11 protein-coding genes are annotated in these 13,032 nt (G+C 72.8%); 8 read left to right on the top strand and 3 right to left on the bottom strand.

Annotation, left to right across the window (positions count from 1 at the left end):
• Positions 1-10 precede the first annotated feature (10 nt).
• From ACYVJE_RS14685 to ACYVJE_RS14670, 4 genes are all read left to right on the top strand, one after another.
• Entirely contained in the window at positions 11-1,435 is a 1,425-nt protein-coding gene (locus ACYVJE_RS14685) for a rhamnulokinase (RefSeq protein ID WP_461144897.1), read from the top strand.
• Between the two features lie 212 nt (positions 1,436-1,647).
• Positions 1,648-2,163 carry a hypothetical protein gene (locus tag ACYVJE_RS14680; RefSeq protein ID WP_461144896.1) on the top strand — a complete coding sequence of 172 codons (516 nt, stop codon included), beginning with the start codon at positions 1,648-1,650 and terminating at the stop codon, positions 2,161-2,163.
• A gap of 173 nt (positions 2,164-2,336) precedes the next feature.
• Complete coding sequence (locus tag ACYVJE_RS14675; protein WP_461144895.1) at positions 2,337-3,212, top strand: NAD(P)H-binding protein; 876 nt, start codon at positions 2,337-2,339, stop codon at positions 3,210-3,212.
• A 419-nt stretch (positions 3,213-3,631) separates the two neighbouring features.
• Positions 3,632-4,228: a hypothetical protein gene (locus tag ACYVJE_RS14670; RefSeq protein WP_461144894.1), complete on the top strand. Its 597-nt coding sequence runs from the start codon at positions 3,632-3,634 to the stop codon at positions 4,226-4,228.
• Position 4,229: 1 nt separating this feature from the next.
• Here ACYVJE_RS14670 and ACYVJE_RS14665 read toward each other — a convergent pair whose 3' ends face one another.
• Positions 4,230-5,033 carry an SAM-dependent methyltransferase gene (locus ACYVJE_RS14665; protein WP_459156628.1) on the bottom strand — a complete coding sequence of 268 codons (804 nt, stop codon included), beginning with the start codon at positions 5,031-5,033 and terminating at the stop codon, positions 4,230-4,232.
• Positions 5,034-5,109: 76 nt separating this feature from the next.
• A complete protein-coding gene (gene yczE / locus ACYVJE_RS14660) occupies positions 5,110-5,682 on the bottom strand; it encodes a membrane protein YczE (RefSeq protein ID WP_461144893.1) in 573 nt (190 codons plus the stop codon).
• Positions 5,683-5,821: 139 nt separating this feature from the next.
• On the opposite strand from yczE, the gene yczR reads away from it, so the two are divergent.
• The 3 genes from yczR (at position 5,822) to ACYVJE_RS14645 (ending at position 10,259) form a co-directional block, all read left to right on the top strand.
• Positions 5,822-7,258 (top strand): MocR-like transcription factor YczR, encoded by a 1,437-nt coding sequence (gene yczR / locus ACYVJE_RS14655; protein ID WP_461144892.1) that lies wholly within the window; start codon positions 5,822-5,824, stop codon positions 7,256-7,258.
• A 323-nt stretch (positions 7,259-7,581) separates the two neighbouring features.
• A complete protein-coding gene (locus ACYVJE_RS14650; protein ID WP_461144891.1) occupies positions 7,582-9,009 on the top strand; it encodes a selenium-binding protein SBP56-related protein in 1,428 nt (475 codons plus the stop codon).
• A gap of 443 nt (positions 9,010-9,452) precedes the next feature.
• Positions 9,453-10,259, top strand: coding sequence for a M15 family metallopeptidase (locus ACYVJE_RS14645; protein ID WP_461144890.1), 807 nt, complete (start codon positions 9,453-9,455; stop codon positions 10,257-10,259).
• A gap of 369 nt (positions 10,260-10,628) precedes the next feature.
• Here ACYVJE_RS14645 and ACYVJE_RS14640 read toward each other — a convergent pair whose 3' ends face one another.
• Positions 10,629-11,666 carry a LacI family DNA-binding transcriptional regulator gene (locus ACYVJE_RS14640; RefSeq protein ID WP_461144889.1) on the bottom strand — a complete coding sequence of 346 codons (1,038 nt, stop codon included), beginning with the start codon at positions 11,664-11,666 and terminating at the stop codon, positions 10,629-10,631.
• Between the two features lie 172 nt (positions 11,667-11,838).
• Here ACYVJE_RS14640 and ACYVJE_RS14635 point away from each other — a divergent pair, with 172 nt between their 5' ends.
• A complete protein-coding gene (locus ACYVJE_RS14635; RefSeq protein WP_461144888.1) occupies positions 11,839-13,020 on the top strand; it encodes a Gfo/Idh/MocA family protein in 1,182 nt (393 codons plus the stop codon).
• Positions 13,021-13,032: the final 12 nt, after the last annotated feature.

The raw sequence follows: 13,032 nt of genomic DNA, 5'->3' as shown, positions 1-13,032 counted from the left end.
GGGAGGTTCGATGGGCGAGGCCGTCGCCGCGGTGGACCTCGGCGCCACCAGCGGGCGGGTCATGCTCGGCCACGTCGGGCCGGACGAGCTGCGGTTGCAGCCCGTGGCGCGGTTCGACAACCGGCCGGTGCGCACCCGCGACGGGCTGCAGTGGAACGTGCTGGAGCTGTACCGGGACATGTGCTCCGGGCTGGCGCAGGCCGCAGCGCAGGCGCCACTGGCCAGCATCGCCGTCGACTCGTGGGGCGTGGACTACGGACTGCTGCGCAGCGGGCGGATGCTGGCCGCGCCGATGCACTACCGCGACGAGCGCAACCCCGCGGCGGCCGAGGCCGTGCACCACCGGATCGGCCCGGCCGAGCTGTACCGGATCAACGGGCTGCAGCACCTGCCGTTCAACACGGTGTTCCAGCTCGCAGCCGACCGGAGCACCGGTCTGCTGGAGGCGGCCGACGGGCTGCTGCTCATGCCGGATCTGTTCGGCTACTGGCTCACCGGCGGGCAGGTCGCCGAGCGCACGAACGCGTCGACGACGGGGCTGCTCGACGCGACCACCGGCGAGTGGGCCGAACCGCTGCTGCAGCGGCTCGGGTTCGACGTCGGGATGTTGCCGCGGGTGGTCGACGCGGGGGAGCAGCTCGGCCCGCTCACCGGGGAGGTCGCCGAGCAGCTGGGCACCGACCCGGTTCCGGTCACGGCGGTGGGCTCGCACGACACCGCCTCGGCGGTGGTGGCGGTGCCGGCCGAGCACGAGTCCGCCGCCTACGTCTCCTGCGGCACGTGGTCGCTGGTCGGGGTGGAGGTGGACAGCCCGGTGCTGTCCGAACAGGCCCGGGAGGCCAACTTCACCAACGAGCGCGGCGTCGACGACCGCATCCGGTTCCTGCACAACGTGATGGGGCTGTGGCTGCTGAGCGAGTCGCTCGAGACGTGGCGCCGCGGCGACCCGTCGGTTTCTCTGGAGGAGCTGCTGTCCGCGGCGGCCGCGGTGCCCGACGGCGAGGTCGGCGTGTTCGACCCGAACGACGCCCGGTTCCTGCCGCCCGGGGACGTCCCATCGCGCATCGCGGCGTGGTTGGACGAGCACGGCCGCAGGGTTCCGCGCAGCCGCGCCGAGTGCGTGCGCTCGATCCTGGAGAGCCTCGCCGCCGCCTACGCCGAATCGCTCGACACCGTCGAACACCTCATCGGACGTACTGTGTCCACAGTGCACCTCGTCGGCGGGGGCGCGCAGAACGCGCTGCTGTGCCAGCTCACCGCCGACCGCGCGGGACGCGAGGTCGTCGCCGGGCCGGTGGAGGCCACCGCGCTCGGCAACGTGCTGGTGCAGGCCCGCGCCGCCGGGCTGCTGTCCGGCAGCCTGGAGGCGCTGCGCTCCCACGTGCGGCGCGTGTTCGACCTGCAACGCTACGCACCGCGCCCCGGCGCGCGGTGAACCCGGCCGGTGCCGGGACACTCGGGTGCCGCGCGCGGCTTCCGGGTGGCGCGGCACCGGGCGGGCCCCGGCCTCCGCGGGATGGCCCCGGCTTCCCGCGAACGCCGCAAGTACCACGCGATCAGCGGCTCGGCACCGTCGGCGCGATCGATCATCCTGGCAGCGGCGCGGTCCTGTTCCGCGCACCACCGCGCCGGAACGGAGGAAGCAGGGTGATCGGCGAGGACCGCGGTGGAACGACGAGCGAGCGCGGCCCGGGAAGCCGTCGACGTCCACCGCACGACGGCGACCCCCTGGACGACGCGGTCGGCACCGTCCGGGTGCATCCGGCGGACGAACGGACCGCCCCCCGTGCCCGCCGCGTCATCAAGTCCTCGCACGGCGGGTGGGTCCACCTGACGCAGGAGAGCATCCCCGCGCCCGCTCGCCCCCGGGAGGAACTGCGCACCTGGCCCCGCCAGTCCCTCGTCGAGCTCGCCCGGGTCCTCGGCCACGCCGACGCGCCGTCGTGCGCGCACCGCCGAGAGCTCCCCGAACGTGCCGCGCCGACCTTCTGGGAGGCGGCGAAGGCGTACTGCCGCGCTGGCCGCTGCTTCCGACAGCATCGAGTACTGGCGCGGGCGTTGCCGCGAGGGCTCGGACGGTGCTTCGGAGGCGCGGCGGGGGAACAGCGCGTGATCGTGCTCACTCCGGTGATCACTGTGGACGGTGCGGGACATCGCCGCTGACCGCGCCTCCGAGGATCCACTGCGGACTTCCAGCTCGTGCGCGCCGAGGCGCGAGCCGCCGGGGTGTCGCACCTCCCCGACCGCGGTGACCGCCCGCGACCGCTCACCTACCCTCGGGGTGATGCGTTCGCGACGCGCGGGATCGCATCGCACCCCGAGCGAGAGGAGCGAACATGTCCCAGCAGGACCGCACCGCCGTGGCGGTCACCGGCGCCACCGGGGCGCTGGGCAGCCGGATCGCGGCACGCCTCGCCGACCGCGGGGCGCCGCAGCTGCTCCTGTCGCGGACCCCGTCCCGGGTGCCCGAGCTGCCCGGTGCCGAGGTCCGCGGTCCGGCGGTGTACGACGACGAGCCGGCGATGCGCGCAGCGCTGGAGGGCGCCTCCACGCTCGTGCTGATCTCCTCGCACCCGACGGGCAAGCGGCTCGAGGAGCACGCCGCTGCGGTGCGGGCGGGCGCGGAGGTCGGCGTCGACCGCGTGCTGTACGTCTCGCTGATCGGCGCGGCGCCCACCGCGACCTACCGCAACGCGCGGGACCACTGGTTGACCGAGCAGTTCCTGGCCGGTTCCGGCGTGCGGCACACGATCTTCCGCTCCGGGATCTACGCCTCCACCCCGGCCGCTCTCGCGGACGAGGGCATGGCCGTGCGCGGACCGGGCGGTGCGGGCCGGGTCGCCTTCGTCACCCACGACGACATCGCCGAGGCGATCGCGAACGTGGCGCTCGACGACAGCCCGGAGCACGACGGGGAGGTCCTCGAGGTGACCGGCCCCGAATCGCTCACCCTCGAGGAGGGCGTCGCGCGGATCGCCGAGGCCACCGGCGAGCCGTACCACTTCGTCGACGAATCCCTCGAGGAGGCGTTCGCGCGGCGGTGGCACCTCGGCATCAGCGGCGAGCAGATCGAAGCGTGGATCACCTGGTACCAGGCCATCGCCGGCGGCGAGCTGGACCGCGTGACCGACGTCGTGCCCCGGCTGACCGGCCACCCGGCCACCCCCGTGGTCGAGGCCGGTTGGTGGCCCGAGCGCAAGACCGCGCGGTGACGTGCCGCGGGGCAGCACCGGCGCCGAGCGCTCGGCCCGGCCGCTCCGGCTCCGCCGACCGACCGCCGCGCACCGCCGACGCACGCCCCGGCCCGGTTCCGCCGCCGGTCGGGGCGTGCGCGCACCGGCCTCCGCCGGCGCGGCCGCGTGGCGGGTGCGCGGTCGATGCTGCTCTCCACGAGCACGCGGGACACCGATCCGCCCGGAATCACCGGATCGGCGGTATCGTCCGCCCGATACATCCGTGAGGCTGTCCCGCCGAACTGGGGATGATCACGATGTGTCGTTCTGGGGGAGTTGTGCCGGAACAACCTCCGATTCGGACGGACCGGTTTGGGCGCAAGTACCCGCTCCGCGGCGGAGGCGGAGGCAGTGGCGGCGGAAGCGGCGGCAAAGCACTCGTCGCCCTGAGCGCGGCCGTGCTACTGAGCACGGGGCTCGGCGGCGCGGGTGGCCTCGGTGGCTCGATCGGCGGCACAGCCGGGTCCTCGGCGTTCTCGGCGGCCGAGTCGACGATCGTGCGGCACATGAGCAAGAACCTCGGCAAGGCGAAGAAGGAGGCCCGGCGCGGCGAGTCGAAGAAGGCCTGGCAGCGCCTCGGCCTGCGCCGGGGGCAGAAGACGCGGCGCACTCCGCAGGAACCTGCGGAGTGCGTCACTTTCACCTACGGCCAGGTGCAGGAGTTCCTCATCGAGAACCCCTGCCGCGGTTTGCACCGCGCGCAGTTCCCGGTGTCCTACGACGGCGGTTCGATGTCCGTGCTGACCTCGCGGGTGCGCTTCCGGTCCACGTGGGACGCGGTCGAGTTCAAGGGCCTCATCGACCGGCACGGCACCGGCGATGTCCGCGCCGTCCTGCCGCACCCCCGCTTCACCGGGCACCACTACGGCTCGCACCGCGAGCGCAGGACCGTGTTCCTCGCCGAGGCGGAACCGGCGGAACCGGGTGTTCCCGACGAGGTCCTGGACTCCACCGCCGAGGCGGCGACCACCCTCTCGCGCGCCGCGCGGCGGTGAGTCAGCACCGGCCGACGGCGGCCCAGAACGCCGTGCGGGCGGCCTCGGGCACCGGATCCGGCTCCGGACGCCACTCGGTGGCGTGCACCAGACCGGGATCGACCAGCGCGAGATCGCCGAGCAGCGCCCGGAACTCCTCGACCGAGCGGTGGTTGGCCCGGTGGCTGGTCTTCCGGTACAGCCGGTCGATCTCGTCGACGCGCTCCGGGTCGTCGTAGTGGTCGGTGATGTGCGAGACGGCCAGGAAGCTGCCCGGAACGACCGCGCGCCGGTAGGCCTGCACCACCTCCGCGGGGCGCTCGTCGTCGCCGATGAAGTGCAGCACCGCGACGAGGAGCACGGCCACCGGTTCCTCGAAGTCGAGGAAGCCGCTGACGCCGGGGGCGGCGAGGACGTCCGCGGGGCGGCGCAGGTCCGCCTGCGTCATCGTGGCCGCGTCCGCGTCACCGAGGATCTGCCGGGTGTGCGCCACCGCCACGGGATCGCTGTCGACGTAGGCCACGCGGGCCCGCGGGTCGCGGGCGTGTGCGATCTCGTGCACGTGGCCCACCGTGGGGATCCCCGAGCCGAGGTCGAGGAACTGCCGCACGCCCCGTTCCAGGCAGAAGCGCACCGCGCGCTGCAGGAACGCCCGGTTGGCCCGCGCGCCCGGGAGCATCGCCGGTGTGATCTCCACGGCCCGTTCGGCGGCTTCCCGGTCGGCGCCGAAGTTGTGCGACCCGCCGAGGTAGTAGTCGTACATCCGCGCCGCGTTCGGCGTTTCGACGTCGATCTCGCCGAACTCCTGCTGCCCCTCCGCACCCATGCGCTCCCCTCCGTTCTTCCCGCGGAAGGGTGGCACACGGCGGGCCCGTTGCGAAGGGCTCTCCCCCGCCGCGGCGTCACACCCGCCGTTCCCGCCAGACCACGTGCGGCATGGCGAACTGCGCCACCGGTCCGATCGCCACCGCGTACAGCGCGGTGCCGACGCCGACCGTCCCGCCCAGCAGCCATCCCGCGGCCAGCACGGTGATCTCGATCAGGGTGCGGACCAGCCGGAGCGACGCACCGGTGCGCTCGGCGAGCCCGGTCATCAGTCCGTCCCTGGCACCCGGCCCGAGCCGGGCGCCGATGTAGTACGCCGTCGCGATGCCGTTGAGCACGACCCCCGCGACGAGCAGGGCGATCCGCGGCCCCAACGCGGCCACCGGCGGGATCAGCGCCAGCGCGCCGTCGGCCGCGAGGCCGACGCACACGGTGTTCGCCACCGTGCCCACGCCGATGCGCTGCCGCAGCGGGATCCACAGCACGAGGACGGCGACGCTGACGAGGATCACCGTCACACCGAAGTTGAGCCCGAGCTTCTCGCTCAGCCCCGCGTGCAGCGCGTCCCAGGGACCGAGCCCGAGCTGCCCGCGGATCATGAGCGCCTGGCTCGCGCCGTACAGCGCCAGCCCCGCGAACAGCTGCGGCAACCGGCGCCACGGATCGCTCGTGATCGATGCGGGGTGGAGTGAGTAGGACCTCGCTGGTCTGCGGGGAGGACGAAGCATGGGAGCATGTTGGCAAGGATTGGAATTCGATTCGAGAGCCAATATTGATATATTGGTTTTCATGGCGACTCGTGGTGTGCAGATCTCGGGCAGGCGGATCGCGGCGCTGCTCGGCGAGTGGCGGAACTCGGGGAACCGCCGCGCCGTCGACGACCTCTCGGCGGCGATCCGGTTGCAGGTGCTCGACGGCAAGCTGCCGGTGGGCACGCAGCTGCCCGCGGAACGCGAGCTGGCCGAAGCGCTGGGCGTGAGCCGGACGCTGATCAGCAGAACGCTGGACGCGCTCCGCGAGGAGGGGCTCGTGACGAGCCGCCGCGGCGCAGGCTCCTGGGTCTCCCCGCCCGCTCCCGGGCGCCCGCGGGAAGCGGCGGCCGCGGAGGAGCTGATCGACTTCGCCCGCGCGGCCCCGGAAGCGGTCCCCGGATTCGTCCCCGCCGTGGACGCGGCGCGGGCCCGGCTGCCGGAGCTGCTCGGCGGTACCGGATACTTCGAACGCGGGTTGGGCGAACTGCGCGAGCAGCTCGCCCAGCGCTACACGGCGCGGGGGTTGCCGACGAAGCCGGCGGAGATCCTCGTATCCTCCGGCGGGCACGCCGGCTTCGTCTGGATCCTGCACACGCTCGTGCACCCCGGGGAACGGGTCCTGACCGAGCAGCCCACCTACCCGAACGCGCTCGACGCCGTGCGGGCGCGCAACGCGATCGCGGTGCCGGCGCCGGTGCACGGCGAGGACGGGTGGATCGACGCGATCACCGCGGGACTGCGCCAGACGCGACCGTCGTTGGCCTACCTCATCCCCGACTTCCAGAACCCCACGGGGATGCGCATGGGCGCGGAGGGCCGGCAGCAGGTGGGGGAAGCCCTGGCTGCCACCGGCACGGTCGCGGTCGCCGACGAGACGATGGTCGAGTTCGACTTCAGCGGGGCCCCCGGAGAAGCCCCGTTGCCGTTGGCCGCGTACGCACCGGGGAACGTCATCGCGATCGGCTCGGCCAGCAAGTCGCACTGGGGCGGGCTGCGGCTGGGCTGGCTGCGGGCGCCGGAAAACCTGGTGGAACGGATCCTCGCGACGAGGGCGACCGTGGACCTCGGCTCCCCCGCGCTGGAACAACTCGTCCTCGCCGAGCTCCTCGCCCACGACGAGAGCGCGATGCGCGACCGGCGCACCGAATTCGCGCGCCGCCGCGACATCCTGGTGGCGGAACTGCACCATCACTGTCCGCAGTGGACGATCACCGCACCTCCCGGAGGGCTCTCCCTGTGGTGCGAGCTCGACGAGCCCGTGTCCACCCGGCTCGCGGTGGCGGCCGAGAACCACGGGCTCCGCCTGGTTCCGGGGTCCCGGTTCGGCGTGCACGGCGGGCTGGAGCGGGCGCTCCGGCTCCCCTTCTCGCTCCCGCCGGACACGTTGCGGCAGGCCGTCCCGCGCCTCGCGCTCGCGGCCGCCTCGATCGCCGGTGCGGGGCGGCACGGAGCGGGAAGCCCGCACGTCGTCTGACACGGCGGAGTGCGCGCGGTCGCGGCGGACCCGTCCACCAGCGGAACCGGCCTCGGTGGGCAAGCCCGGTGGGCAGGCCGGTGGGCGGCCCCGTGAGGCGGCCCGGCAGGCAGGACCCGGCGGAACGGAGCACCCCCCGTGCGGGGGTCACCGAGCACCGCTTCCCACGCCTTCGGGGCCGGGGCATCGCAGGCGGTCTCCGGTGTCCCCGCGGTCCTGCCGGGGAGGCGCAGCAGGTCGGGCGTCCCACGATGTGCGCCACGTCTCGACAGCGGCGCAACCGTGGGAGGCTGAGGGTGGTAGCCGCTGACCGAGGAGCTCCGATGAACCACTCCGCAGACATCGACCCGACGTTCTACCGCAGCGCGCGCGAAGCCATCTCGGGTCCGGCCGAAACCCTCGCCTACGTGGTCGGTTTCGACCGCGCGGCGCAGCAGCCGGACGCGCTGTTCGTGATCGGCACCGATCCGTCCGCGCCGGAGTACGGCCGCGTCGTCGGCCGGTCGGAGCTGCCGACGCGCGGGGGCGAACTGCACCACTTCGGGTGGAACGCCTGCAGCAGTGCTCTCGCCCACGCCGGACACCACTCGGACGGACTACAACGGCGGTACCTGCTGCTCCCCGGGCTGCGCTCCTCCGACATCCACGTCTTCGACACCCGTCCGGATCCGCGGCAGCCCCGGTTGAGCCGCACCGTTCCGGCCGCCGAGCTCGCCTCGAAGGCCGGCTACTCGCGGCCGCACACCCTCCACTGCGGACCGGAGGGCATCCTGCTGTCGTGCCTCGGCGCGGCCGACGGGTCCGAGGGCCCCGGCGGGATCGCCGTACTCGACCACGACACGTTCGATGTCCTGCGCTCGTGGGAAACCGACCGCGGGCCGCAGTACCTGGCCTACGACGCGTGGTGGCACCTGAACCGGAACACGCTGATCAGCAGCGAGTGGGGCACCCCGTCGATGATCGAGGACGGCGTGGTCGCCGAACAGCTGCTCGGCAACGAGTACGGCCACGCGCTGCACTTCTGGGACCTCGCCGGAGGACGCCACGAACAGCGCGTCGACCTGGGCGAACAGCACCAGATGGTGCTCGAGCTGCGCCCCTCGCACGACCCGGACGCCACGTGGGGTTTCGCCGGGGTCGTGATCAGCACCGAGGACCTCTCGGCCTCGGTCTGGCGCTGGTACCACGACGGCGCGCAGTGGCGCGCCGAGAAGGTGATCACGATCCCGGCCGAACCCGCCGAGGTCGACGCCCTGCCGCCCCTGCTGCGCCCGTTCGGCGCGGTTCCACCGCTGGTGACCGACATCAACCTCTCCGTCGACGACCGGTTCCTGTACGTCTCCTGCTGGGGAACGGGCGAGCTCAAGCAGTTCGACGTCACCGATCCGGCGCATCCGCGCCAGACGGGATCGGTCCGGCTCGGCGGCATCGTCGACCGCGCCGCCCACCCGGCCGCCCCCTCCGAGCCGCTGTCCGGCGGAGCGCAGATGGTGGAGGTCAGCCGCGACGGGAGGCGGATCTACCTGACGAACTCGCTGTACGGAGCGTGGGACGACCAGTTCTACCCGGACGGCGTGGGCGCCTGGATGGCCAAGATCGACACGGACCCGGACGCCGGCGGTGGGCTCGTCCCGGACCGGCGGTTCTTCCTGCGCGGTTCGGACTTCGGTGGACTGCGGGTGCACCAGGTCCGGCTCGAGGGCGGGGACGCCTCCTCCGACTCCTACTGCTTCAGCGGGGAGCCCTCCTGATTTTCTGGACTCGTTCCAGAGAGCGCAATTTTCATGAAAATTGTGAGTTATCCCCACACGGATAGAGCACAAACCATCCCCACGCGATCGAGCGAAAGGAGGAGTGAATCACGCTGTTCGTGAGGAACTTTCGCCTTCCGTGGCACTCGTGAGCTGCTGCGGTGGAGGAGCAGCTCGGGCGGATACCTGATTCCTCCGTCAAGGACCTCCCCCTGAAGAGTGGTGGAACGTTGCGCGGGAAATGTTCCCCGAAGACCGCCGCGGAGGACGAAGCGATTGCCCCGGATGCGGCGGAGTGCTACGACCGATCCATGCTGAGCCATCGGAAACTCCGGACAGCGCCCCGTTTGCGAGCCACCGTCCTCGGCACAGCGGTGGTGTTCGCTCTGTCCGCCGCGTCCGCCCCGATCGCCGCGTCCGGTCCTGGCGTCGCGCCCTCTCCGGTGGACACGGCCGGGACAACGGCCGCGCGCGGCCCGACCTCCGCCACCGGGCCACCGGCCACGCCCGGGCAGGCGGACGCGGCCGCTGCGCACGGGCGCCCCGAACCGGCACCGGAGGAGTTCGTCGCGCTGCGCGACGTCGCCCCGACGATCCTCGAAGAAATCCGCTACGCCGGGCACCACAACTTCGTGGGACACCCGATCCGCGGGTACCGCCAGCCGATGTGCCTGCTCACCCGGCCTGCGGCGGAAGCACTGCACGCGGCGCAGCGGAAACTGCTGCGAAAGGGGTACACGCTCAAGGTCTACGACTGCTTCCGCCCGCAACGCGCGGTCGACCAGTTCGTCTCCTGGGCCGAACGGCTCGGCGATCAGCGGATGAAGGAGGAGTTCTACCCGCGCACGGACAAGTCGACGCTGTTCGAGGACGGCTACATCGCCGAGCGGTCCGGACACAGCCGTGGAAGCACGGTCGATCTCACCCTCGTGGAACTGCCCGCAGCTCCCCAGCGGCCGTACATCCCCGGCGAGCCGCTGAAGCCCTGCTACGCACCCGAGCACGAGCGCTTCGACGACAACAGCGTGGACATGGGCACCGGTTTCGACTGCTTCGACCCGCTCGCGCACACCGACGACCCGCGGGTGACGGACGAAGCGCGGCACAACCGGGACCTGCTGCGCAGCACGCTCGCCGCGGTCGGCATGGAGAACTACCCCAACGAGTGGTGGCACTTCACGCTGTCCGCAGAACCGTTCCCCGAGACCTACTTCGACTTCCCGGTCGCGCGCAGCTCGGTCGGAGGCTGACTCCGCCGCCGCGGACCTCGTCCTCCCCAGGGGTCCGGACGTCTCCCGAGAAATGCCCGACGGGGTTCCAGGGGTCGCGCCGGTCCTGGCGGCAGGAGTTGCGAGGACACGTGCCGGGCGGCCGGGACGACCCGCGGCCGGTGCGGCAGGCGTTCTGGGACGGGTCCGAGACGGCCGGACGATCGCGGTGGCCTCGACCACGCCGGGGTTTCCCGGCGAGTCGGGACCGCTGGTTCCAGGAAGCTGGCGGGGTGCTGAGCGACGGGGAGCCGGCCACCACCGGCAGGTACCTGTCGTTCGAGGAACGCGAGGCGATCGCCCTGCTCGGGGTCGCGGGCGCAGCACGCGGACGACGGACGAGGGCACCCGTCACTCGTGCGCCGATGCGCCCGGGGCGCCGCAGCTGGCCCGCTGGACCAGCTGGACCGGCGTGACGATCTCCTCCGCGGGAGCGACTTCCCCGGCTTCCCCGGCTTCCTCGGCGCGCAGCACGGCCCGCCGCGCGGCCCTGCGCGCCAGGGCCGCGCTGTCCTGGCTGACGGAGGTGAGCTGCACCGTCCGCAGCGCTGCGGTGGCGGTGTTGTCGTAGCCGATGACGGAGACGTCGCCGGGCACGGCGATTCCGCCGGCGCGCAGGGTGAGCACCAGCCCGATGGCGATCATGTCGTTGTGCGCGAGGACCGCCCCCGGCAGCGCGGCCGTGCCGTCGACGTAGCTCGCGGCGATGTCGACTCCGCACTCCTCGGTGGGCCTGCCGCCGACCACGCGGGCCGCGTCGCCGAGGCCGTGCCGCTCCATCGCCGCGCGGTAGGCCTCGCGGCGGGTGCCGCTCATGGCGCTGGTGCCGCCGTCGATGTAGGCCACCGACCGGTGCCCGAGGCCGACGAGGTGGTCGACCGCGTCGGTGATGCCCTGCCGGTCGTCGGAGCGCACGGAGTCGACGCCGGGGGCTGAGGCCTCGGAGCCGATCGCCACCACGGTGGCCTGCTCGCTGGCGGCGGCCAGCTGCTGCTCGTCGAGCTCGGGGCTGATGAGCACGAGCGTGCGGCACCGGTCGCGCAGCAGGTCGTCGACGGCGCGTTCGGCCGACCGCTCGGCAGTGGTGGCGCTGAGCACCAGGTCGTAGCCGAGTTCGTCGGCGGCGCGGTAGAGCTCGTCGAGCACGTCGACGTGGAAGACCTGCCCGGCCGCGAACGTGACCCCGATCAGTTGCGGATCGCGCTGCCGCAGGTGCCGGGCGCGCTGGTCGGGGCGGTAACCGAGGCGGCGCGCGATCTCGAGGACGTGGACCCGGGTGCGCTCGGACACCCCGGACTCCCCGCGCAGCGCCACGGAGGCGGTGGACACGGCGGTTCCCGCGGCCCGCGCCACGTCGGCGATCGTCGCTCTGGTGCTCCTGCTCGTCACACGGCTCCTTCCAAGCCCCCGATTATGTCTTGACATACGGACCACTGCATCCCTAGCGTTCCGAATCACCGAGAACCGGAACGTTTCGGCCCAGTGCACAGCATCCCACGCCACCGCTGATCGCACCGCGAGCACCACCGCCCGCAGCGCGACTCCCAGGAAGGACTGCCCCATGGCACAGCAACCCCTGTCCGTGGCCGTCATCGGCGCCGGCATGGCCGGACGCAGCCACGCCGCCGGGTACCGCCAGGTCAACACCGTCTTCGGCGACGGGCTCCCACCCGTGCGGCTCGCCGCGGTCGCCGACGCCGACGCCTCCCTCGCCCAGGACGCCGCCCGCCGCTACGGCTTCGAAAAAGCCCTGACGAGCTGGGAAGAAGTCATCGCGGACCCGTCGATCGACGCCGTGAGCATCGTCGTCGGGAACACCCTGCACCGCCCGATCGCCGAGGCCGCCGTCCGCGCCGGCAAGCACGTGCTGTGCGAGAAACCGCTCGCCGGTTCGATGGAGGACGCCGAAGCCATGGTGACCGCCGAGGATACCGCGGACGTGGTCACCGCCGTCGGCTACACCTTCCGCCGCTCCCCCGCGATCACCGCGATCCGCGACCACGTGCGCGACGGCGAGATCGGCGCGGCGACCCTGTTCCAGGGCCGCTACTGGGCCGACTACGCCACCGCCCCGAACGGCCCGCTGACCTGGCGCTTCGCCGGCGAACCCGGCAGCGGTGCGCTCGGCGACATCGGCGCGCACCTCATCGACGTGGCCGAGTACGTCTGCGGACCGATCACCGCCGTCTCCGGCGGGGTGCTCACCACGCAGATCCCGGAGCGGCCGTTGCCGCTGGGCAACGTGGTCGGGCACGAGTCAGCACCCGTGAGCTCGGAGACCGGCCCGGTGGAGAACGAGGACACGGCGGTGTTCACCGCGCACTTCCGCAGCGGTCTGAGCGGCTCGCTGTCGGTGTCGCGCACCGCCTTCGGGATGCCCAACGGGCTCGCCTTCGACGTGTGCGGCCGCTCCGGACGCGCCGCCTTCGACTGGCACCGTCCCGCCGAGTACACCTTCGACGACCCCCAACCGGCCTCGCGCACCCGCGGCGCGCGCCAGGTCATCGCCGGTCCGCAGCTGCCGTACTTCGCCGGCGGGTACCCGATGCAAGCGCCCGGCAACGGCGGCGGCAACGCCGAGCTGTTCGTCTACCAGGCCCGCGCGTTCCTCGACGCGGTGGCGGACGCGCCCGATCCGCTGCCCGCGTGCGCGTCGTTCGCCGACGCCCGCCGCACCATGCGCGTCATCCGCGCCGTCGTCGAATCCGCGCAGCGCAGCGGCGCTGCCGTCGACATCGCCTGAGCGCCCCTCACC

Source organism: Salinifilum aidingensis, assembly GCF_054782015.1.
This window is presented reverse-complemented; position numbering and strand designations above follow the sequence as displayed.